The sequence below is a fragment of the Bacteroidota bacterium genome (assembly GCA_035506275.1).
Taxonomy (GTDB): Bacteria; Bacteroidota; Ignavibacteria; order UBA10030; family UBA8401; genus JAGVPT01.
Genome location: DATJPT010000008.1, coordinates 51,936 through 76,102 on the forward strand (window position 1 = coordinate 51,936; position 24,167 = coordinate 76,102).

Below are 24,167 nucleotides of genomic sequence, written 5' to 3' on the forward strand. Positions count from 1 at the left end.
GGGAAGTTTATGGTGTCAGCCGATAGATCATTCGTGCAAACGGAATAGTCTCGCGAACATGGTCCAGGCCGCAGATCCATGAGACGGTCCGCTCCACGCCGAGGCCGAATCCGGCGTGCGGCACCGAACCGAAGCGGCGTAAATCAAGATACCACTCAAATGCCGATTGCGGGAGATTGTGCTCTTTTAAGCGCGCAAGCAGCGTATCGTAATCGTCCTCGCGCTGGCTGCCGCCGATAATCTCGCCGTATCCCTCCGGCGCAAGCACATCGACAGCGAGCGCGAGCTTGTCGTTTTTGGGGTCGCGCTTCATATAGAACGCCTTCACCTGCGACGGATATCGATGCACCATCACCGGACGGTCGAACTGCTCGGAAATCACTGTTTCATCAGTCCCCCCGAGGTCGTTTCCCCATTCAAACGGAACTCCTTTTTTATGAATGATCTCGACTGCTTCATCATACGTGATACGCGGCAGCGGGCGTTTTACATTTTCCAAGAACTTCGTGTTGCGCTCGAGGGTTTTCAATTCGGGCATACGGTTCTTCAACACGTTCGTCACGATATGTTCGAGGAATTCCTCAGCCAAATCCATATCATCATCCAGATCGTTGAAGGCGACCTCCGGCTCGACCATCCAGAATTCTGTCAGATGGCGGCGGGTTTTCGATTTCTCCGCCCGGAAGGTCGGGCCAAAGACGTAGACTTTCCCGAAGGACATGGCGCCGGCTTCGCCGTACAATTGACCCGATTGGGTCAGGTACGCTTTGCCTAGATCGAAATAGTTGGTCTCGAAAAGAGTGCTTGTCCCTTCGCAGGCGGCCGGGGTGAAAATCGGAGCGTCCAGAAGAAGGAATCCTCGCCCGTCGAAAAATTCTCGTATCGAACGAATGATCTCGTGGCGAACACGCAGGATGGCATGCTGGCGTTCGGAACGAAGCCAGAGATGGCGGCGGTCCATGAGAAACTCGACGCCATGTTCTTTGGGGGTGATGGGATATTCCTTCGCCACGGAAATTATGTCCAGGCCGGCGAGGTCCATTTCATATCCCCCCGGCGCACGGTCTTCTTTGCGAATTTTCCCCGTCACGCGAAGGGACGTTTCCTGGGTCAATTCATCAAACCGACTAAAGATATCTTCGCTTACGTTCGCTTTCACGATCACAGCTTGCATCAATCCGGTGCCATCGCGAATGACGATGAAGCGTATTTTCCCGCTTGAACGTTTGTTATAGACCCAACCCGAGATGGTAACTGTTTCACCGACGCATCGAGCAAGATCTTCAATATATATTCGAGTACCCATGTAAAGCCGAATCCTTTCAAAAAATAACGCCAATATACAAAACTTAAGAGACATCTACAAACACGAAATCCCGCAGCGACGCGGGATCTCTTTTGCTCCTTATTGCGTACAACTCGTTATCAACTCTCTACTCTCTAGCTCATCGCGAGCATCCTTTGAATCGGCACCAGTGCCTGCTGCAAGAGGTCCGGAGTCATCGTTATCTCCGGCGATCTGTTCTTCATGCAGAGATAGAGCTTTTCCATCGTGTTCCGTTTCATATGCGGGCATTCGTTGCAGGCACAATTAGCATCGGGGGGAGCGGGAATGAATTCCTTCTCAGACGCGCTCCGCTGCATTTGATGGATGATCCCGACCTCCGTGGCGACGATGAATTTCTTAGCCGGGTTCGACTGGACGAATTTCAACAAGGCACTCGTCGAACCGATGAAATCGGCGCGCGACAGAAGAGATTCTTCGCATTCAGGATGAGCAATCAGTTTTGCGTCTGGATGCTCCATTTGCAAACCGATGATCTTGCGCTCGCTGAAAGTCTCATGTACGATGCAGCTTCCATTCCACAGGAGCATCTGCCTCCCTGTTTTCTTTGCAAGATATGCGCCGAGGTTCTTATCGGGCGAAAAAAGGATCGGCTTATCTATTGGAATCTGGTTAATGATCTTTTCAGCGCTGCTTGACGTGCAGATGATATCGCTGAGCGCCTTGACCTCAGCCGAACAATTGATATAGGTGACCGCGACATGGTCCGAATGCATCTCTCGAAAACGCCTGAAATCGGCCGCCGGACAGCCTTCTGCTAGAGAACAGCCGGCCTCAAGGTCCGGAAGCAGCACCAATTTATGGGGGTTAAGAATTTTTGCAGTTTCGGCCATAAAATGCACGCCTGCGAAGACGATGACGTCGGCGTCAGTTTCTGCCGCGCGCCGGGCCAGCTCCAGGCTGTCGCCGACATAGTCCGCGAGGTCCTGGATCTCCGATTCCTGGTAATAATGCGCAAGAAGAACCGCGTTCAGATCCTTCTTCAGGCGAAGGATCTCCGATTCGAGGTTGAGAGGAATCTCTGTCCTTGGTGACGCATTATGTTCTAAAGCTGCGATCATTTCCTATGAAACTTAACAATCGTTTGGAGTACAATCAAACCAAAGACTTTCCGGCATATTTATTCATCGCTAAGATCACAGCCTCCTTCACCTGTTCGACGGTGATCGACGTGATCAGCGCGTCATCGGCCCTGACGGCAATATGGCGCGGATGCGGCGGCTTCCATATTGAAGGATCGCTCAGCGAATGAAAGGAGATCGTTGGTACACGCTGCGACGCGGCAATATGCAGCGTCCCGGTGTCGTTGCACATGAGCAAATTCAAATGCCGTAAAAAGGCCGCCATGATCCGCAACGGCATGACCGGCGCCGAATGAACGTTGTGATGCAGCGATGATTCGATGATTCTTTTGCGGTCAACTTCATTCGGGCTGACGATGAGAACCGCTTCCGCCCTGTACCTCTCGATCGTCCAATCAATCACCGCAGCCAATTTATCGAGCGGGAAGCACTTCGAAGGATTTAAGGCTCCAAAATGCACTCCAACAACAATTGCCTTGGGAGCGATTCCCAGTATTTGATAGACCCTTTCCGCTTCATACACTTCTGCATCTGTTAAAACAAGATCATACTCCAAATCGTTCTCATCCGCCCCAAGACCACGGACGATATCCAGATTGCGCTGGATTTCATGTTTTTGTCCTTGAGGGCGATGAACCTGGACGTTGTAAATCTTCTCCGGGATGGACGGATCGAGCTTCAGATGGTCAGGACCAACAATATATTTTGCCCCGCTCAGCAGGGCGATGAGGTCGGAAGAAAGCGAGCGGGAAATGGTGTTCAGGAGGATGACGCACTCGAACTTATTCCGCACCGATTTCCAGAATGAAACGAACTTACGAATATTCCATCGGCCTAATTTTTCATAGAAGACGATCACTTCGTCCACGTATGGATTGTGTTCGATGACCGGAGCGGTGTATTCCCGGACGACCACGGCGATGAAGGCTTTTGGAAACTTTCTGCGTAACGCACGAATTGCCGGCGTCGCAATCATCAAATCGCCAAGCTGGTCGTGCTGGCGGATGATCAGAATACGATTAAATGACTCGAGAGGAAGCTGCTGCGGGGAATATCGGATACCGGGACGAAATGAATTGACAAGGCGGAAGAGAGATCGTTTTAGAAATTGTTCAAGCGACTGCATCGAGCGAGATGATGGTGGGTGAATTACTTTTTATCTGTAATATCCTCGAAATCGGCATCCTGCACATTGTCAAACTGGTGGTGTGTCTCTTTCTCCCGGACGGTCGGTTCCTTCTTACGAGGCGGCTCGAAGAACGGGCGGACCACCTGCAGCAGTGCCCCGAGCATTTTGGCAAGGATATAAACGCACACAACCCAGATGATGAGCTCAAACATACCGGCGCTTACACTTTCTTCGAGCGCGGATTATAGTATTCCACGGCTGCTCTGTTCGGGCGGAGAATTTCGTTGTAGAGTTCTTCAAAATCGGACTGGTCTCCGACAAAATCGATCTCAGTGGCATTAACGATCAAAAGCGGAGCGGTCTTATACCGGAAGAAAAAATAATTATACGCTTCGTTCAGATCTTTGATGTAATCTTCCGAAATGTTCTCCTCTATCTTCCTGCCGCGGTCCTTAATATTTGACATCAGCCGATCGACGCTGGATTGAAGGTAGACGACCAAATCAGGGACCGGGATATTTTTTTCGATCGAGCCGACCAGCGTCTCATACAATTTCAATTCATCGTCGCGCAGGTTCAGATACGCGAAGATCTTGTCCTTCTCGAAAATGTAATCGGTCACCAGGACGTTCTGAAAGAGGTCGGCCTGAAACAACGCCTGCTGCTGCTTGTACCGGCTCAATAAAAAGAAAATCTGAGTCTGAAAGGCATAGTGCACGGAGTCCTCATAAAAACGTTCGAGGAACGGATTCTCTTCAAACTGCTCAAGGACAAGGCGGCCGTTGAGGCGTTCGGAGATCTTTCGTGCGAGCGAGGTCTTTCCCGCCCCGATGACTCCTTCTATGGCGATATAGCGAACATCAGCGTGTCGAACCGGCAATCCTTACTCCTGCAGTGCTGTAAAAAATGTTTGAGTCATTTCGGGGGACTTGCGCACGAGATTCGAGTCTTTACATTCGGCGATCAGCTCTTCAATCGTCTTGTGAGTTAACGGATGAACCGTGCTCGGCCCAATCTCGGCAAGAGGCTGAAGAACGAATCTGCGGTTCAGCATCTCCCTGTGGGGAATGACGATCGTCGGTGTATCAATCACGCGATCCCCGAACAACAAAATATCGATATCGATTTCCCGCGGTCCCCAGCGGGCTCTCCCCACCCGGCCGATCGCCTTTTCTATGAACTTGATGTGTGCGTAAAGCTCTTCTGCGCCAATAGCTGTCTGCACGGCGACGGCCGCATTGAGAAAATCACTCTGATTCTTTATTCCAACGGGCTCTGTTTCATACACGCTTGAAACTTTTACCACTCTCGTCGCAGGAACCGACCGCAACTTGAGCACCGCATCACCAAGGAAACGGAGCCTGTCGCCGACATTTGAGCCGATTCCCAGAAACACATGTTCCATGCGGGCCCCTATGGTCGTTCATCCCTGGAGGACTCTACCTCTACTTCCACGTGGTCGATGATCCCGTGCACCGCGGCCCCCGGTTTTCTGATACGGACGACGGTTTTGTGAACCGCCGGAAACTCGCTGAAAATCCCTTTCGCGATCGAATGCGCCAAAGCTTCTATGAGAAAGAATTTCTTTCCAACAACGGTCTGCTTCATGACGGCATAGACTTTTTCATAGTTGACCGTCGCAAGCAGATCATCCTTTTCCTTTGCTTCCGAGAGGTCGCAGTAGAGTTCAACATCGACTTCGAACTTGCCCCCGAGATTTTGCTCGTCGGACATCACGCCGTGATAAGCATAAAAAACGGCGTTATGAAGACGAATGATATCCAGCTTTTTCATCGGCGTATGGTCGTCACAATTTCTTTATCTTCTCCCATGTATCCCGCAGCGTCACGGCGCGGTTGAACACGAGCGCGTCCTTTTTCGAATCCGTATCAACACAGAAATAACCGAGCCGTTCAAACTGGAACCGGTCCTGAGGAGCAGACGAAGCGAGTCCGGGCTCAAGCTTGCACGATCTCAATACCTGCAGAGAATTCGGGTTAATAAATTGCTTCCACTTCTCCGCATCCGGATATTCTTCCAGGAACAGCCGGTCGTACAAACGGACCTCCGCTTCGATCGCATGTGGCGCCGAGACCCAATGAATGGTGCCTTTCACCTTTCTAGTGCTTTGCGCTGAACCGCTTTTTGTCTCCGCATCATACGTGCAACGCAATTCGGCGACCTCCCCCGTCTTCGGGTCCTTGATCACTCCGGTGCACCTTATGATATAGGCGTAGCGGAGTCGAACTTCATTTCCCGGAGAAAGCCGGAAGAATTTTTTAGGAGGATTCTCTTGAAAGTCATCCCGTTCGATGTAAAGAATTTTGGAGAAGGGAATTTTCCTCGTTCCCATCGAGGCATCTTCAGGATTATTAACGGCCTCGAGCTCTTCGACGACGCCGTCGGGATAGTTCTCGATCACCACTTTGAGAGGCCGAAGGACCGCCATCACGCGCAGAGCGTGCCTATTTAGATCGTCGCGAAGACAATCTTCCAGCCACAACGCATCCGATGTATTCTCCCGTCGCGCAACTCCGACACGCTCCGCGAATGCGCGTACCGACGCCGGCGTATATCCGCGCCGTCGAATTCCAGAGATCGTCGGCATTCGCGGATCGTCCCAGCCGTTGACGTGTCCTTCTTCGACCAGCTGCAAAAGTTTTCTCTTGCTCATGACGGTGTACGTCATGTTCAACCGCGCAAACTCGATTTGCTGAGGATGATGAAGGTTCAACTCCTCAAGAAACCAATCGTACAACGGCCGGTGATTTTCAAACTCAAGGGTGCAAATTGAATGAGTGATCCCTTCGATAGAATCGCTTTGGCCGTGGGCCCAATCGTACATCGGATAAATACACCATGCATCCCCGGTGCGATGATGAGTAGCGAAAAGTATCCGGTACATGACGGGGTCACGGAGATTAATGTTCGGCGACGCCATGTCGATCTTGGCCCGAAGGGTTCTGGAGCCGTTCGGAAATTCTCCGTTGCGCATGCGTTTGAACAGATCAAGATTTTCCTCGACCGTGCGATTGCGATACGGACTTTCTTTTCCCGGCTCGGTCAGCGTCCCTCGGTATTCGCGGATCTCGTCGGCGCTGAGGTCGCAGACATAGGCCTTCCCTTTTTGTATCAGCCGAACAGCGTATTCGTGGAGCTGTTCAAAATAATCGGAGGCATAAAATAATCTGTCTTCCCAATCGAAGCCGAGCCATCGGACATCTCTTTTGATCGATTCGACAAACTCTTGCTCCTCTTTTGCCGGATTCGTATCGTCGAACCGCAGGTTGCAGAAGCCGTTGTAATCTCTTGCCAGTCCGAAATTGAGGCAGATCGATTTTGCATGGCCGATGTGAAGATATCCGTTTGGCTCGGGGGGAAAACGGGTATGCACCTTCCCCCCGAATTTATTGGTCTTCAGGTCGTCGTCGATGATGTCCCGGACAAAATTCCTCCGGTCAGGCATCTCTCCGTTGTCTTTTTGCTCTTTGATGTCTTTTTGTTTCTCAATCATGGTCATTGTAATCTTTCAACCGCTGAATGAATTCTTGCCACGGTCTCTTCCTTGCCGAGGATGAAAAGAATATCAAACAAACCCGGACCAGAACCGACGCCGGAGACTGCGAGCCGAAGAGGATGAATCAGATCGCTATTGTCAACCTTCAAGAATTCCGCGGTTCGGTGGAGGGCGGCTTCAAAATCTTCTTTCTTTTGACTGTTTAGCGCGGAAAATTGGCCGGCAAGATCCTTCAGGTGAGCCGTTGACTCCTTCTTCCAACGTTTTTTGATAGTATCCTCATCATACTGGATTGGGGCCCGGAAAAAGTACGGGCTCTTCTCAACGAAATCCTTCACGAATGTCACCCTCTCGCGCATCGCGTTGATGACGCGCATCAAATAAACATCGCCAAATTGCCGTTCATCGTAACCTGCAACCTTCAACTGTTCCCTCAGGTTCTGGATTAATTCTGCGTCCGGCTTCTTCCTGAGGTATTCAAAATTGAGCCAGTCAAGCTTTTCAATATTAAAGACAGCGCCGGAGTTCCCCACCCGTTCAAGCGAGAACTCCTTCGTCAACTCATCAAGCGTGAATAACTCCCGGTCGTCTCCCGGGTTCCAGCCAAGAAATGCAACAAAGTTAACGAGCGCTTCTCTGAAATATCCCTTTTGCCGGTAATCTTCAACTGCCACATCCCCCTGACGTTTGCTCAGTTTCGATTTGTCGGGATTAAGGAGCAGCGGCAAATGAGCGAACCGGGGCAGATCCCATCCAAAATGGTTGAATAATATCACATGCTTTGGCGTGCTCGAGAGCCATTCTTCGCCCCGGATCACGTGCGAGATCTTCATAAAATGATCGTCGACGACGACCGCCAAATGATACGTCGGATAACCATCCGATTTCAATATCACCTGGTCGTCCAGCACCTTGTGTGAAATCGTGATGTCGCCGCGAATCATGTCTGTGAACGTCAGCTCACCGTCAAGCGGGACCTTCATCCGAATGACATGCGGTTCGCCCCGTTTCAATCTCTCGGAAATTTCCTGTTCGGAGAGATTCCTGCAGCGGCGATCGTATGATGTCGTCAACTTCGCGGCCGATTGTCTCTCCCGGACTTCCTTGAGCCTTTCGGGAGTGCAAAAACAAAAGTACGCTTTCTTTTCTATGACCAATTGGTTTGCGTACTTTTGATACAGGTTGATCCGCTGCGATTGGATGTACGGACCGTAGTCGCCTTCACGATCCGGTCCTTCGTCATATTCGATGCCGGCCCATCCAAGCGTATCGATAATATTTTGCACGGCCCCTTCGACTTTGCGCGATTGGTCGGTGTCTTCGATGCGAAGGACGAACGATCCCCCCTCCTTCTTCGCCAGCAAATAATTATAAAGCGCGGTTCGCAAACCTCCAACATGCAGGAATCCCGTTGGGCTCGGAGCAAACCGCGTTCGCAGGGCTTTCATGCGTCAAGTCTATGGAAGCAGCACATTAACACTCGTCACCCAGTTCGTCAATAAATTGAACAGTGATTAAAAAGATAGCAAACTTTTGATGGGAACGCAACCGGAGGCCAAGCGTGCAAAATCGCGTCGTCACTCTTTTGATTTCGCCTGCTGCATAAGAAACGTCATCAACCGCGAGGCGGGCACGCGGGGACTGAACGAGGTATTGTCGCTGAGGTATGAAACAAATTTCCCCTCGCGATACAGCGAAGGGGGGCTCGGACAACTCTTGTTGAACGGGCTAAACACTCCTTTTAACCCTCCGTATGGACAGTTCGGATTAAAAATACTGGTGGGAGAGCCCTCAAACCCGTATTGCCCCCATGGATTGACGATCGAGTGCGGATGGGAGGTATCAGCCCAGACCAAACCCAGATATGCACCGTCGGAGGCAATAATTCGGCACCCGAGGAATTGAAAAAGATCCTCATTGATGCCATGAGTCTCCGACGTATCCGGCTGAACGTAATCTGCCTGGATACTCGAATCCGGAAACTCCGGGTTTGTCTCGGAGGAATATTTCTCGTACAAATACTTCTGGAGGGTCTTCGGCTCATTCACCTGGTCGAATACGATCCATTCTTTCTTGTTCCCTTTGCGGTCATATTTGTAGATGCTCTTGAAGGGGCGCTCTTTCTCAACACCCGATTCCTCAACAAGATCCCCCCGTTTGTTGTAGATATATGCAGCGCTATAGTTGACATGCCCGTCCCCGGAGTAATCCACCTCAGAAACCAAATTCCCTCTTCGGTCATACGTAAAGGTGGATCTCGCCTTCAGGCTGCTGTCCGGCTTATAGACATACTCGCTCGATAAATTTCCGAGACTGTCATAGACAAAGGCAACCCTATCCGCCAAATTATAGACCGCCGAATCGACGTTATTAAAATCCCTTCCGTACTTGATCATTTCGGTCATATTGCCGTCATCGTCATAGGCATAGGTGAAGCGGGAAATGCTGTTGAGCTGCTCGACGACATTGCCGGTTGAATCATACGTGAACAGGTCTTTCGAGAAAATTCTCCCGTCGGAAAGATATCCCCTGTTTTCAACCATATTGTTTTCACTGTCGTAAAAATAGACGCTTTTCCGGTCAACCGTTCCATCCTGTTTGTACGCAACCGTCTCCTTCTTGTTTCCGGCTGAATCATAACGATAGATGATTTTGGTTTTCGCATCCCCCTTGGTCGTCGTCTCTTCGATTAGCTTCCCGCCCTCGTTGTACCGGTAATTCGTCTTTACAAGAACCGATCCGTCATTCGGATTGTAGACTGTTTCTTCGGTCTTATATCCGTCGGGGTTGTACCTGGAGGAGGAGATTTCGAACCCTTTCTTATCGGGTTTCCCAAAACTGTACGTGTACTTCCACACCGACATCAAGAGAATGCCCGAGGCCTTTATTCGATTGCGCTCTTTTTGCTCCTGACGCTCTTCCTTCAACTCCTCTTTTTTGCTTTTTTGGGATAGTCCACCATCGGCCCATCCTTCACGTGCAACGAGAAGAGCGGAGAGCATAAGAATGATGCTGGAATACAAGCGCGGCCGACTATTCATCCAAACAATCGTGGATACTTAAAAAAGTCAAATGCGGGATAGAGTGTAATGAGAACTACCTATCACTGCCAAAATTGAGGCTGGCACTCAAGGTACTAACCAGATAGTTACGATTCAACCTTATTTTTCTCTGGGATTTTGGAGGGAGAACAGATTCGAAGCCAACCAAGGGAACGTTTTCGGCCAGCGATAGAATTCAGGTCTCAACGATTATCGCTTTTTGCCGGAGTTTCTACAATCATCAATTACTTAGGGCGAAAGCCCGACAGAAGGAAATAGGCGAATTACGATGAAATAAAGCAATTTCGTTCTTCAGCTCGACGTTCATCACCGAGCTGACTGCCGCACCCCTTTTCCAATAAGCACGAATTGATCCGCCAATATCAGATATCAGTTCAACCGCTTGATAAGATCAATCAGAGCTTTCGCTCTCGCTTCAACCCTAACGGAATCTTCTTTGATTCCTTTCACGAAACTGTTGCCGTCGTACGTCCCGCGAACAGCGGAAAAATCCGCATCCCGTACGGATGCGCCGCCGTCGATTCCATAGCTAATTTTTGACTGGACATCGAACTCCTTTCGGGCATCATCAAGGACCATCACATTGTATTTGTCGGATGCCGCCTTCCATTCTTCGATGAGAGAGACGAGTGTGGCGGCTGTCATCTCCCTCATCGAGATATGAGACCGGGTTTCGATCAGTCGGGCGCACCAGTTCCATTCATATTCATCGTACTTTGCATGAATCTTCAACAGCTCATCATCGAAACTCTTGATATCGTTGATCTTCCCGCCGGCAACGTTGCCAACAAATTCGGCAATGACCGATTCCGGCGCCATGAGGCCGTTGACATCAACCCATTTTACCAGATCGTTGTCAACGGTCCGGGAAAGCGCGCTGCGGACCTCGTTGAGCGTCGTGCAATTTTTCAGCTCGTCAAGTTTCCTGCCTAGGCAATCGCCGATAAACATTCTAATAGCCGTTTCGTAACACTCGCAAGCAGTGTTTACAACTTTCTTCTGAATGAGAACACCGCCGAAGTTCAGCGTCTCCTGGCCGTCTGAAGCACTTTTTGCGAGGTCGTTCAGCAACTGGATCCCGCGGAGCATTTTCCCGATCACAAACGGGGAAAGAACTTGAAAATGTATAAGATCGCGTTTCGCGTCTTTTCGGCCGTCGCGGCCCGGCCATTTCATGCCGTCCCGCTTTACGCCGACCGTGAAGAAACTCCACCCCGGGATGCACACGGTTTTTCCTCCGCTCTCCCTGATAAGAGAAAACGGAAGGTCGGTGGTATCGAAATTTGCGTAATTCTTGCCGATCACGGTGCTGAACGCGCCGACGCGGTTCTCCCATGACAAATAACTGAACGAACCTGTCTTCGATCCCCGTTCAAGAACTCCTTGATGAACCGGACCGAGTTTATACATGTGGTTACTTTGATTCGATCCGCTGCCGGCATTATAGAACGAAAAGAAACCTGCGATCAAAAGGGTCGACTTATGGTGTGAAACGGTGTAAGGGCCGGCAAAGGCAGAGCATCCTTCGCCGTGAAATAGTTCCGAATTGCAAAAGAACGCAGAGTTCTCAGCAGAAAATTGTTTGCCGACTTTTACGCTTTGGCCGACAAAGCATTTTTCCAGAATAGCGGACTGATCTGCTTTCGAGCCGGACAGAACAATGAATTTTTTCGCTATGACGCCGGTTCCTATGTACACCGGAGCCAGGGCTGAACTTTGGACGGTTCCCTCTTCGAGCGTCAGTGCTCCGTCGATGATCGCGAACGGCCCAACCGCGACGTTTGTTATCCTTCCCGCGCCGCTAATCCGAGCGCCCGTTCCGATCGTTCCCCTTGACGCCGTCCTTGTTTTGGTGTAGCCGTCGATAATTTCATTGAGCTTGTCGATCAGCGCTGAATGGTGTCTGTAGAAGACAATGAAGTACGCCATTTGAGCGGAGAGGCAATCAAATATTTTCAGGCTCCGGCCGCCCCCCTCGTTTAACACATCGATCTCGACACCGTTGCCGAACGACGACGTCCCGACGACCATCACCGGGCCGCAATTTTCGATGACAACATTGTCTTCAAGAAGATAATTTCCAAGGTATGCCACGTTTGACAGATAACTATTGCTCCCGATCGAGCAATTATGGATCTGGCAATGGTATAGTCCGCAGTTTTGTTCGATACCGCTGGACAATTTCACTTTCGCGGTAAAAGCACCAAGCTCCACGGCGCCGCTGAACGAGACGTTTCTAAATCTTTTGATATCAAAAGGTTCCTTGACGAGGATTTGGCTCCAATCACCGGCCTGACACCCGCGCGCTTCCAGCTCGTCTATTTCCTTCCGTGATAATGTTCTCGATTCCATGTCCGGTATGCCTTCCTAAAGCAAGCGAGCCGCTCATTGGCTTGAGCGGCTCACGGTGAATTTTATTATTCCAATGCTAGGTTTAGGTGCTCTTTTTCAATGTCCTTAAAATATCTGACCGTACTCACTCTCAGTTCCATCGTCGAATCGTCATCGCAGACAATAATCCCGTGTTTATGCAATTGAAGCATTGAGACGGTCCAAAAGTGATTGACCCCCTCTTCAACACACTGTCTCAAAGCCCTTGCCTTTCCGTATCCATTGATGAGGATCATGACTTCATCCGCATCCATGATAGTCCCGACACCGACGGTGAGGGCAGTTTTCGGAACCTTATTGATATCGTTCTCAAAAAACCGCGAATTAGCTTTAAGCGTGTCATAGGTGAGCGTTTTGACGCGCGTGCGGGAGGTGAGCGACGACCCCGGCTCGTTGAACGCAATATGGCCATCCGGGCCGATACCCCCCATGAACAGGTGAATACCGCCGTACGATTTTATTTTTTCTTCGTACCGTTTACATTCTTGCTCCAGATCGGGGGCGTTGCCGTTGAGAATATTGATGTTGCCAGCAGGAATATCTATATGCTGGAACAGATGATGATGCATAAAGTAGTGGTAACTTTCGGGGTGTGTTTCAGCAAGCCCGATATACTCATCCATGTTAAAAGTGACTACATTCTTAAACGACACTTTTCCTTGCTTGTGATACTTTGCAAGCTGTTGATACGTGCCGATCGGAGTGCTGCCGGTAGGCAATCCCAGGACAAATGGTTTTTGAGCGGTCGGTTTGAATTTATTAATCTTGTTGATGATGTATGTCGCCGCCCAGTTGCTCATGGCTTCCGCACTTTGTTCGATGATGATCCTCATGTATACTACCTCCTTCGTTTACGGTTGACGGATTGTATGTTGATTGAGGAAATGAGAGCAGCAGACTCATCGCGGCGCCGTGCGCCTGACGGAAGCCGACGGAATCGAAAGGGGGCGCCGTCAGTTGCTTGATTCTGTTACTTTTTTTAAGTCTCTGACCTTTTGATAAAAGTCCTGGAGCTTCAGATCCTTGAGAAAGATCAACCCGCGTGCTGCCCGAAGGCGCGGATGCGCATGCTTATGGAAATACTCTCTCCCCAAACAGGTCTTCACCATGTCATACTGCTCGACCATGATCTTCTGCGCCAGCTCTGAGAACGGGCCGTCGTATTCGTAACTCGGGAACGAAGCCGCACTCTGCGACCCAAAACAGTTCATAAACGCCGTGTTCATCAATGACAACGTGTTGAGCGAGGCCGGCACAATCACATCGGCCTCCGCAGCCTTGAACCGATACCAGACATTCCGGTATCCCCACACACGGACCGACGAGTCCCTGCTCTCCTTCTCATACATCCTCAAGGCTTCAGCCACCGCCATGAGCACCTTATAGTGCGTGTCCGGTCCGCTCCCCTCCGGGTCCAGAGCAACCGTCACCACATTCGGCCTGAGCTTCTTCATTAACTCGTAGATCGGAAGCACATCCCTGTCCACCTTCGGCTCTTCCGAGAAGATATCCCCACGGTAGAACCCCAAACGCAGAGGATGAATGGCCGTCGGCTCGATCCCAAAATACGCCCACAGAAGCTCCACCTCCCACTCCCGGAGCATCCCTTTCAGCGTCTGGATATCGGCCGGGTCCTTCGCCCCCGGATACTGCCCCAAGAGGTATTCTTCCAAATTCTTCGCCCGGGCCCGTATCTGATCAAGCTCCGTGGTGCCGTACACCTCGATCAGGTTTCTGAGCATCCGGCGGGCCTCGGCCTCATTCTTGCGCTCCTCGGAGCGCTCCGCACTCCCGTCTAAGAACAAATACATATCTTCGATCCGCTTGGCCTCGTTCTCTACCTCAAAATACCCCTTTGCAAGAAGCGATGTAAAATCGCCATGCTCTATGTAATGCCTGAGCTTTTGAACGATCGACAAAAAATACGCGTTTGAAACAGCTGTGAACCCGGAGGTCAAATTGGCAAAATAATGATGGTTCGTGGCATCGCGTACCAGGTGATAAAGATATGGCAGATATCCGAGCATGATATCGTCATGATGCGGCTCGGTATGAAAGAACGTCGTCTGGGTAACACTCTGGAGCCCTTTTTCGATCTTCTTGATCAAGCGCTCGCGTGCTTGGCGCGAAAGTTCGCTGTGGGAACGCCCGCTGCGTTTCAGAAGCTCGGAAGAACAACGGTCATACTTAAAATCCTCCTGGCTCAGCTCGGTCAGGGGCTTCCTGAACTGGAGCGCCAGGCCGATCACAATATCGTCGGCAATGTCGTCCTCCACCTTCTCTCGTTCGACCAAACTCAGATACCGGCGTTCACTCAACAGGCTTGCCGCCCCCTTCGAGAGGTAGAACCTCGCATGCTTTAAGTTCTGAAGCACACTTGCCGGGTATTGAGGCCCCTTATCTTCCTCGATCGCCTGGCGCACGATCTGCGCCTTGGCATCTCCGGCTGCAATGATGATCGCCGTTGAGGTAGGGTTATAGGTGATCGTCGATAGCCCGATCGTGATCACCAAGCGCTTCCGGGCGATCTCTATCCCCCCGAGGTCCGTGGCTGCCGCTGCCTGCGTCTCATAGTTGGTCCCGGTCAGCCTTGTCACCGAATAAAAGCTCGAACCTCGGACGTTGAATGCGATATGCCCGTCAGGACCGATACCGCCGAGAAAGAACCCTATCCCCCCCATCTCGCGGATCTTCCGCTCGTATTCCATGCAGAACCAATCCACTCGGTTGATCGTATCGCGCTGCAAGCTCTCCAGTTCCGTCCTCGTCTGCCGCACTCTCAACGAAAGGTCGACCACGCCGTCCGGAAATACCTCGGCCATCGTCTTCCCCATGGGGATCCCCAACCGTGTCGTATCGATCAGCAGCGCCTTATCGATCGAGAGCCCAAACCCATCGATATAATACTTTCTGACATAATGATTGAAGCTGTTGTGCTGCTGGGAATCGATCGGATAGAACTCATCGATCTGCACAAACGAGAGGCTCTCCATCTCCGGGCGCTTTGAGGACTCAATACCATAGGATGCAAGCATTGACTGGACCTCTTTTGTCTCCCAGCGCTCAAGGATCCGGGTCACCCATTTGATGAAGTGTTCGGGCGTCTTCCCGGTCGGAAGTGAGATCACTCCGCCTGGGTTCTTCTGAACCCACTCGATGAACCGAAACGCCGAGAGCTTCCCCAAAAGCGGAAAATTATCCACCTCGATCACATCGATTTTCTCCGTCGGCGAATACCGGAGCTTCCGATTGATACGAGCTAGTTCTACTGCCTCTACCGACGATGTCCCATCATACACCATATGCCGCTCCTTTTCCTTTCCTTTCAAATATTTTCCCGATCTTTCCGCTATTTCCCATCGTTACAATGACTTCATGGGACGAGCCGGCATCCTTTGGCGCAACGGGGCCGCTCATCTCTTTTCCATCCAGAACAATTGAACGGACACCCTTCTCTACTCCGTCCGGATTTTTGACCCTAATTTTATATGTCGTGCCGCGCCACTTTCTCGTCACCTCAAATTCCTTCCAGTCCTTCGGAATACATGGATCGATTATCAATGAATCAAAATCGGGGCGAACGCCGAGAATCCACTTAGTCGCTGCAGTGTATGCCCAGCCGGCGCTCCCCGTAAGCCATGGATGACGCGCTCTTCCGTATGCCGTATGATCTTTCCCCATAATGAACTGACAGTACGAGTACGGTTCTGACTCCCGAACCTCGATCTTGTCGTTCTGATTGTATGGGAGGAGGTCGTTATACAACTTCATCGCGAGCGTTCCTCTGCCGAGCTTACATTCGGCGATCATCGCCCATGGGTTCGGGTGACTGAAAATTGCCCCGTTCTCTTTGATCCCCTTATAGACCCTGGTCAAATATCCGATATCGTCGTTCGGTTCAGAATATGTCGGCCAACAAAGGTGAATGCCGTACGGCGATGCTAAATATTTGTGGATCGAATCCATGCATTTTCTTCCCCGTTCTTCCGACGCTGCTCCGGAAAGCACCGCCCAGCTGTTGCTTTCCAAAAAAATCTTCCCCTCGGTATTCTTGTCGGTTCCGATCTTGATCCCCTTCTTGGTAACTCCGCGGATGTACCACTCCCCATCCCACAATTCTTTCTCGCATGCCTGCCGGACTTTCTCAGCCATGGCTGAATAGCGTATCACATCATCTGAACGGCCCAGAAATTCAGCGGCGGCGATAAACTCTTTCAGCGCCCAGAAATGCATGAATGACACCATCGCGCTCTGGCCGCCGCCGAGGTTCAAGCAGTCGTTCCAGTCCGCGCGGAGTCCGAGGCAAATGCCGTTCGCGGCGGTCTGTTCGGCTGAGAAATCGAGCGAGCGCTTCATGTGCTCGTACACCGTTCCTTCCCCCTTGTCGGCAAACGGAACGACGAGGTCGAAGAATTTTGTGTCGCCGGTCTCTTTCACAAATTCGCAGATGGAAGCGATGATCCAGAGTGCATCATCGGAACAAACATCTTCCATGCCGTGGATGATATCGCTCGCGGCCGGCGTGGGCACTACGGTGGGAAGCTTCACGCCCGGAAGTTTTGCTTCTTGTGGAGCAAAGACTTCAGGATCAAAAAGGTGCAGACCATACCCCCTGCTCACCTGGCCGTGAAGAAGCTCGACGATCCGCTGTTTGACTTTCGCCGGATTCGTATGCGGAACAGCCATCACGTCTTGTGAAGTGTCTCGATACCCAAGACCCGTCCGTCCTCCCACCTCGACGAATGAAGCGAAACGGGACCAGACGACGCATGTCTCGGCCTGGAAGAGCGTCCAGGCATTGATCATCGTATCGAAGCCCTCGCTCGGCGTTGTGCACTTGAAGACCGATTGTTTGCGCCTCCAGTACATTGCAAGCTCGTTGAAGGCGTCCTCGACATTCTTTGGGTTGGAATATTTTCCCCTCATTTGTTTTCCTTCAGCGCGCGAGCCCACACCCAGCATAAAAACGAGCCGTGACTCTTCACCGGGCTTCAGTGTCAGCTTCTTATGAAGTGCGCCGCAGTGATTGCCGCCCAACTCGGTGCTGCCGCTGCAGCTCCCCCGTTCGACGGCAAGAGGATTTGTTTCTGTCCGGTACGCACCGAGAAATCGGTCGCGGACACAATCATACCCGTCAGGGGTGACATTTGAAGTAAAATAATGGTATGTCCACGGTTCATAAAAAAAGTCATATTCAATGATGCCGTCAGCATAATTGGACCCGCTGGCATACAGGGACATCTGGAGATTCTGATTGTCGATCTCGATGTGATGGAAAGAAAATTCAACGTAAGAAAAGATACTGAGCTTTCTCGGCTTGCCGTCAGTATTCTTGATTTTCACATCCCATAGCTCGACATCGTCGTCAACCGGAATGAAGATCGTCTGCTCTGCACGAATGCCCTGATAGTCGCTGATGAATTTTGAGTACGAGAGCCCGTGCCTGCACTCATATTTCGCCTTCGCCAGATCCTTTCCGGTCGGCTGCCAGGAGATTGACCAGAACTCGCCGGTTTCATCATCTCTGATATAGACGTAGTGTCCGGGCCGATCCAACGGCACGCCATTCTGGCGAAATCGGGTAATGCGATGATGCTCGGCGTTCTTATAGAATGAATAGCCGCCTGCATTATGAGAAATGACGGTGCACAGGTCCCTCACGCCGAGGTAGTTCGTCCAAGACACCGGAACGTCCGGCCGGTCGATCACGTACTCAAAAGTTGTGTTATCAAAATAACCGTACTGCATGATTCTCCTTGTTCATGAGCTCACTGTGATGAAAATGTCGTATACAGAGCGTCCAATAATGGGGTCCTCCCGTCCGTCAAATAATCTGCGGTGATCTCCCAAATAATCACGCCGCGCGCATGGTGGTCGACAACATAGTGTGCTTTATATGTGATCGATTCCTCGTCGTCATACGATACGAAAGTCTTCGTCGACGGGACGACAAGATACGGGACTTTTGCTTTATCATCCCAATGCCTGTACATGCCGGAATACTGGACGATGGAATAGTAGTCCGCATCGCCGCCGGGAAAGAGCGTTGTGTCGACTCCATGATATTCGCCGCCCACCATCGTACACTGCGCAAACGCATGGCCGTAGAACGGTACTCCCAGATTGATCTGTGAAGCCGGAACATGGAACCCTTCAGTGAACAGCTTGAACGTAGCCTCGATATTCGACACACTGTCTGCCTCGCTCGAGGCGTAAAGGGGCGAATTGTGCCCGCTGCGGGGAGACCACGAGCCGTTATAGTCGTACGTCATCACATTGAACATGTCGAGAATAGGGATCAGCTTCTCCACTTCGTAACCAGAAAGATGCTCGGCAGTGGCGGCAAGAGCCGCAGAAAGGAATAATTTTTTGTGTACCTGCGAACCGTAAGCACCGAGGCTATCGCGGAGAGTCCTGAACAAAGCAGTTGAATTTGTCCGGTCGGCAGGCGTTCCGTTGTGCTCTGCATAGCCGGGATATTCCCAGTCGATATCGATGCCGTCGAAATCGAATTTCCTGACCGCATCGAGGCATGCATGGGCGAATGTTGTGCGCAGCTCCTGCGTCGAAGCGACCGCCGGGAAATTCTCTGAATCCCCCCATCCGCCGATCGAAAGCATCACTTTGACCTTGTTTTCGTGGGCAAGATCGACGAGAGACGGCTTGTCTCCGCCGCCGATCAATATGAGACTGTCGCCCCGCGGATTGATCCCTGCAATCGTGCCATCGAGCAGCGGATGCCAAAAAGCATAGTCGATGATCGTTACTTTCTTGAAGGGAATTTTATCATACGTCATCAAAGCATTTTTATGCTCCCAATTCCAGGACGGGAAATAACCGACGACCTCTTTTTGCTGTCCAATGGCGGAAGCAAAAAGAAACGCAATAAGCAGAAGCGGGTGATAGGCAAAGCACTTTGATTTCATGGTTTACTCTCTGAAAATCCCTGGCATGGTTTTTACGATTCTTGGATCTCACGGAACGGAACGAACCATGTCGCCAAAAACGACGGGATCGTCGCTATGATGACCCAAATGAAGAAATCCTTATACCCTAAAAGATCGCTTAAGAAGCCGCTCAGCATCGAGGGGATGTTGAACCCGAGAGCCATCAATGCCGTCGCAAACGCGTAATGCGCCATCTTGTATTTTCCGGGGGCTATCTGCTGCATCATGAACAACGTCAACCCGATGAATCCGAAGCCGTAGCCGAAATACTCGAAAACAACGGCGGATTCAATCACGTAGAAGTTGGCCGGCTGGGCGATCGCAAGAAACGTATAGACAACAAAAGGAATGTTAAAGAAGCAGCAAAGGATGAACAACGATTTGCGCAGCCCCCGATTCGCGGTGAAGTATCCGGACAGCACCGAGCCAAGAATGAACGCAAGCGGCGGGAAAAATCCGTACAACAAGCCTATCTCTTCCGTTGAAAGACCGAGCCCCCCGTGCTCGCGTGCTGCGCGCATGAAGAGCGGAACGATTTTAATGGCCTGTCCCTCCGCGAATCGATACAAGACGAGGAAAATGATCCCCCACCATATATATTTCTTCTCGAAAAAAGTCTTTACGACATCGGCGAATGCCGCGAACGTCTCTTTTATCGAGCGGACATTCCCCGACGCTCCTCCTGTCGGAAGGTTCTTAGCGTGATACAGGCTGAGCACGATGAGCACGGCTGCAAACATCCCCATCACCGTTCCCCATGCCGGAACCACGCCGATGCTCTTTTCCAGCGTTCCGGCAACGATGACAAAAACTCCCTGAGAGAGGATCTTGCCGACGTTATAGAATGCTCCCTGCCAACCGACATATTCCGATTGCTGTTTGTCCGAAAGGACGTTGACATAGACGCCGTCGGCCGCAATATCGTGCGTCGCGAAGTTAAAAGCGATAATGGCGAAGAGGACGAGCGACCACTCGAAATAACTCGGCAGCTGCAGCGTCAGGGCGAGCATGCCGAACAGCACGCCGCCGATGAACTGCGTGGCAATGACGAAATACTTTTTCGTCTTGAACATTTCAAGGATCGGCCCCCAGAGCGGTTTCAACATCCACGGAAGAGCGACGAGCGTCGTAAAAAAGGCAATTTCGCCGTCCGTTTTTCCCATGCTTTTGTACATCAGGACGGAGACGATGTTCACTGCGACGAACGGCAGTCCCTCGGCTGTGTACAATGTCGGCACCCAGAGTGCAGGATGCCGGGGCTTTGATTCGTTATCGGTTGACATGACGAAGTTCTTTCAACAAAGAGCCTATTGGACGAGGATCATCTTTTTCGTTTGCACGAACGATCCAGCCTGAATTCGGTAGAAGTACACGCCGCTTGCCACCGCATGCGTTGAAGCTTCGAAATGAACACTGCCAGTTCCGGCATTTCTTTGTTCGTTGAGCAAAGTCGCAACCTCCCGTCCGAGGACATCAAAGACCTTGATCGTCACGTGCGCAGCCGCGGGCAGCAAAAACTGAATCGTGGTCGAAGGATTGAACGGATTCGGAAAATTATCGTAAAGGACAAACCCGCCGGGAATATTTTGCGGCGCGTGCCCCGCGGCAACTTCGGTGGGTACCATCTGATCCCCGATGACATCCATCAGCGGCTGAGTCGTGCCAATCACGTCCTGGCTGATCTCCCATATCATCACGCCCGAAAGTCTTTGGGTCTTCACATATTGGCACTTCACCGCTATCGATGCCGAATCATCCAGTGTAATAAACTCATCCGGACGGGACGACGTATAGTATGGAGCTTCCGATCCGCTGTCCCAAACGTAGGTCCATTGCCCGGATTGAATCGTCGTCATGATGTCCCGGTACGCAAGGTCTTCTTCCTGAACATAGGAAGTATAGATAGTCGACGTGCCGAACATTTTTCCGTAAAACGGTAGGCCGAGCACAATTTTATTTTTCGGGATGGCACGGGTTCCCGCAAGATACTGGATGCTTTCCACGATCGAATAGGCATCGGGGTCGGTATTCGGGTCGCTGCCGATATTCAGAGGAGCGTTATGGCCGGCGATGCTGCTCCAGCTTCCATGAAAATCGTACTCCATTGCATTGAACCAATCGACGTATTGTTCAAGCGTTGCAAAATCGCGCCATTGTCCGGACCAATCCGACGCGCCGATGGCCATCGTAATGAGCCATGAGGAATCGGCCGCTCGAAAGGCGGCACGCAGCTCTTTCACAAAAAGGGCCTCGTTGGACCTCTGAGCGAGGGTTCCCGGCCCTTCCCAGTCAAGGTCGGCGCCGTCATAATGCGCAGTGGATAGCTGCGCGACGATATTGTTGATGAATGTCTTTCGAAGGTTCGAGTCGGCAGTCACGGTCGCGTAATTGTCCGTTTGTGTCGTTCCGGCGCCTCCATACGACAGAAGAATTTTGCGTCCGGCGCGATGGGTCGTATTAATGAGCGCTGTGTCGACGACATTGTCGTCCGAGGAAATCGTACCGTCTGCATTCGGCCATGCGAACGCATGGATGATATGCGTTAAGGAGGTAAATCTAATTTCTGTTGCGGGGAGCGTCGTCCGTTCCCACATCGGGTAGTATCCGACGACGCGGTATTGGCTATGTAGTTCTGTGATAGCAATGCAGGACAAAAGCAAAAGAACGCAGCCAAGCTTGTGGAAGAGCACCTTCATGCGGTTGTCATCAGCGATGGGGATCAAGAATCATAAGATTTGCGGCCGGGATTAGCCAGCATGGAAGGTCAACGACTTTTCAGGTGACCGACCCTGCTTTATCGCTTCTACAATATCGACATTCACACGGTCGTTCTTGCATTCACCGGGAATGATGAGCTTTTATACGCAATCACAGGAGGCGCTGTTTGACGGCGCCCCCTGTGATGGTAGGAGGAATGAAAGAAAGCAACTATTACTTCAGCAACATCATTTTTTGAACGAGGCGGTTATTTCCCTGCTCGAGAGAATAGAAGTACACGCCGCTGGTCAAGTTGGACATGTCAACATGCAATGTGTATTCGCCTGCTTCCTGATGAGCACTGTTCACGAGTGTCTTCACGACCTGGCCAAGAACATTGTACACTCTCATCGTCACGTTGCCTGCGTTCGCGAGACTGTAACGGATGTTTGTGCTCGGGTTGAAAGGATTCGGATACGCTTCGGAAAGCGAGAAGGAATGCGGAAGCGTCTTCGGTGCGGCTGCAACGCCCGTTAATCCATTGAACCAATACGGATCGCCGATAATGCCGCCATCCGTCGCGCCGGTTTTCAGCGACGCATTGGTGTATTTCAGATCGTTCGCTTCAGGGAGAGGCCATGCAGGAGCCCAGGTCGCAGATGTTCCGACTTTGGTCAGATCATATCCATACACCTCCGTCGTTCCGGTCCCTGTCCTGACTGCCGTGAACCAGCCCAATAACCCGGCTCCGTTAGCACTGTCGGTGCCTGGATTCAACGCACCGGTTATGGAAGCGCCAAACCCGGGATCAACATTCTGATTTCCCGATTGGACAAATCCCGGCCACAGCGTGCTGTTCGCGAAGAAAGCGGCTGTGGAAGTGTTCATCCATTGCGTTGTATAAACTGAATCGAGATGAGCAGTATCATTCCAGGCAGTATAGAACGAGGTCAGTCCCGAAGGCCAAAAGTACACATTGTTCTTGACTTCGACCTTCCTCAATAATTCAGCTGCGGGGTCGCCTTTGCCGGTCGAAGCATGACCGAGGAGAATTGCCGCCGTGGTCGAGTCGAGCAATCCCATCGTAATAATCGACGGCCCAGTGTTGGCATCGAACGAATCCCAGCCTGCGTACTCCGTCTTGTTTTCACCGCCGGCATACGCCGCATAGAAGATATTGTTGTCGAATTTTGCGTTCACCATCCTATCGAGGAAAAATGGATTCTTGAAGGTGTAGACGACATCATTATGTGAAAATTCGTAGTAATTCACAATTCCGCCCGTAGCCGCAGTGGCATAGCCACTGACGAAGAGCATCGTGCAGTTCTTAATGACAATTGAATCGGTTTTAAATGCGCCGATGTAATTTTCATTTCGAAGGACCTCACCGACATACCACTGGTTCGGCTCAGTCGTCATGTTCCTGAACTTACAGTTCGTCATGATGAAATCATCAGAATTTCCGGCATAGCCGACCGCGAACTGCGACCATTGTTCAAACACAACATTGTTCGCTGCGAACCGGACATTGTCGCCTGAAATCTGCACCGCCTGCCCGGAGCCATAATTGACAACGTTGTTGACTGCGATCCCGAGGAGGTACAGATTCTGGAGCGACGCTGAAAGGCCGTTTCCATTCACCGTGAAAAGAACGCCGGGGATTGAGTTATCCTGGAGAACGTCCGGCTGAATCACGGGAAGCTTCCCGGTCGATGGATCCGGCACTCCCCAGACAGTTATATTTGCATTTGTGGTAATCGTTGCATCAAAGATATACGTTGTGTCTCTGGAGACGAGTTTATAGACATGGTGTACTTTCACACCAGCGGCAGTAGTATCTCCCATGATCACTTTATCCAGCGTCGCACCTGAAGCATAGACAACGAGGGTATCGTTTGCAGCGAACAACTGGCACGGCGCTAGAACTACAAGCACCATGATCGTCGCAAAAAATGCTGCGGTAAGTATCCGTTTCATAACTGCTCTCCTTTTGTTGT

Annotated in this window: 18 protein-coding genes; all 18 read right to left on the reverse strand. The window is 51.2% G+C overall.

The window, feature by feature from the left end:
- Positions 1–7 precede the first annotated feature (7 nt).
- The 18 genes from asnS to VMF88_05755 all read right to left on the reverse strand — a co-directional run bounded on the left by asnS (position 8) and on the right by VMF88_05755 (position 24,147).
- Entirely contained in the window at positions 8–1,306 is a 1,299-nt protein-coding gene (asnS, locus tag VMF88_05670) for an asparagine--tRNA ligase (GenBank protein HTY10541.1), read from the reverse strand.
- Between the two features lie 134 nt (positions 1,307–1,440).
- On the reverse strand, positions 1,441–2,406 hold the full coding sequence (gene nadA, locus VMF88_05675) for a quinolinate synthase NadA (protein ID HTY10542.1): 966 nt from the start codon (positions 2,404–2,406) through the stop codon (positions 1,441–1,443).
- 34 nt (positions 2,407–2,440) lie between these two features.
- On the reverse strand, positions 2,441–3,553 hold the full coding sequence (locus VMF88_05680) for a glycosyltransferase family 9 protein (GenBank protein HTY10543.1): 1,113 nt from the start codon (positions 3,551–3,553) through the stop codon (positions 2,441–2,443).
- 23 nt (positions 3,554–3,576) lie between these two features.
- On the reverse strand, positions 3,577–3,768 hold the full coding sequence (locus tag VMF88_05685; protein HTY10544.1) for a hypothetical protein: 192 nt from the start codon (positions 3,766–3,768) through the stop codon (positions 3,577–3,579).
- A gap of 8 nt (positions 3,769–3,776) precedes the next feature.
- Positions 3,777–4,436 carry a deoxynucleoside kinase gene (locus VMF88_05690; protein ID HTY10545.1) on the reverse strand — a complete coding sequence of 220 codons (660 nt, stop codon included), beginning with the start codon at positions 4,434–4,436 and terminating at the stop codon, positions 3,777–3,779.
- A gap of 3 nt (positions 4,437–4,439) precedes the next feature.
- Positions 4,440–4,961 carry a 2-amino-4-hydroxy-6-hydroxymethyldihydropteridine diphosphokinase gene (gene folK / locus VMF88_05695; protein ID HTY10546.1) on the reverse strand — a complete coding sequence of 174 codons (522 nt, stop codon included), beginning with the start codon at positions 4,959–4,961 and terminating at the stop codon, positions 4,440–4,442.
- Positions 4,962–4,969: 8 nt separating this feature from the next.
- Positions 4,970–5,350: a dihydroneopterin aldolase gene (folB, locus tag VMF88_05700; protein ID HTY10547.1), complete on the reverse strand. Its 381-nt coding sequence runs from the start codon at positions 5,348–5,350 to the stop codon at positions 4,970–4,972.
- A gap of 13 nt (positions 5,351–5,363) precedes the next feature.
- Positions 5,364–7,022: a glutamine--tRNA ligase/YqeY domain fusion protein gene (locus tag VMF88_05705; protein ID HTY10548.1), complete on the reverse strand. Its 1,659-nt coding sequence runs from the start codon at positions 7,020–7,022 to the stop codon at positions 5,364–5,366.
- A 50-nt stretch (positions 7,023–7,072) separates the two neighbouring features.
- Positions 7,073–8,521: a glutamate--tRNA ligase gene (gene gltX / locus VMF88_05710; GenBank protein HTY10549.1), complete on the reverse strand. Its 1,449-nt coding sequence runs from the start codon at positions 8,519–8,521 to the stop codon at positions 7,073–7,075.
- A 129-nt stretch (positions 8,522–8,650) separates the two neighbouring features.
- The gene (locus VMF88_05715) at positions 8,651–10,114 is read right to left on the reverse strand and encodes a hypothetical protein (GenBank protein HTY10550.1); all 1,464 of its coding nucleotides are present in this window, start codon (positions 10,112–10,114) and stop codon (positions 8,651–8,653) included.
- A 390-nt stretch (positions 10,115–10,504) separates the two neighbouring features.
- Positions 10,505–12,487: a DUF4954 family protein gene (locus tag VMF88_05720; GenBank protein HTY10551.1), complete on the reverse strand. Its 1,983-nt coding sequence runs from the start codon at positions 12,485–12,487 to the stop codon at positions 10,505–10,507.
- 65 nt (positions 12,488–12,552) lie between these two features.
- On the reverse strand, positions 12,553–13,359 hold the full coding sequence (nagB, locus tag VMF88_05725) for a glucosamine-6-phosphate deaminase (protein ID HTY10552.1): 807 nt from the start codon (positions 13,357–13,359) through the stop codon (positions 12,553–12,555).
- Between the two features lie 120 nt (positions 13,360–13,479).
- Positions 13,480–15,828, reverse strand: a complete 2,349-nt coding sequence (locus tag VMF88_05730) for a glucosamine-6-phosphate deaminase (protein ID HTY10553.1) — start codon at positions 15,826–15,828, stop codon at positions 13,480–13,482.
- Positions 15,818–18,274: a N,N'-diacetylchitobiose phosphorylase gene (locus VMF88_05735; GenBank protein ID HTY10554.1), complete on the reverse strand. Its 2,457-nt coding sequence runs from the start codon at positions 18,272–18,274 to the stop codon at positions 15,818–15,820. The genes VMF88_05730 and VMF88_05735 overlap by 11 nt, the downstream gene beginning before the upstream one ends.
- Positions 18,275–18,294: 20 nt before the next feature.
- The gene (locus VMF88_05740) at positions 18,295–19,452 is read right to left on the reverse strand and encodes a glycosyl hydrolase family 18 protein (protein ID HTY10555.1); all 1,158 of its coding nucleotides are present in this window, start codon (positions 19,450–19,452) and stop codon (positions 18,295–18,297) included.
- A 32-nt stretch (positions 19,453–19,484) separates the two neighbouring features.
- A complete protein-coding gene (locus VMF88_05745; GenBank protein HTY10556.1) occupies positions 19,485–20,756 on the reverse strand; it encodes an MFS transporter in 1,272 nt (423 codons plus the stop codon).
- A 24-nt stretch (positions 20,757–20,780) separates the two neighbouring features.
- Positions 20,781–22,169 (reverse strand): glycosyl hydrolase family 18 protein, encoded by a 1,389-nt coding sequence (locus VMF88_05750; GenBank protein ID HTY10557.1) that lies wholly within the window; start codon positions 22,167–22,169, stop codon positions 20,781–20,783.
- A gap of 235 nt (positions 22,170–22,404) precedes the next feature.
- The gene (locus VMF88_05755) at positions 22,405–24,147 is read right to left on the reverse strand and encodes a T9SS type A sorting domain-containing protein (GenBank protein HTY10558.1); all 1,743 of its coding nucleotides are present in this window, start codon (positions 24,145–24,147) and stop codon (positions 22,405–22,407) included.
- Between the last annotated feature and the right edge of the window lie 20 nt (positions 24,148–24,167).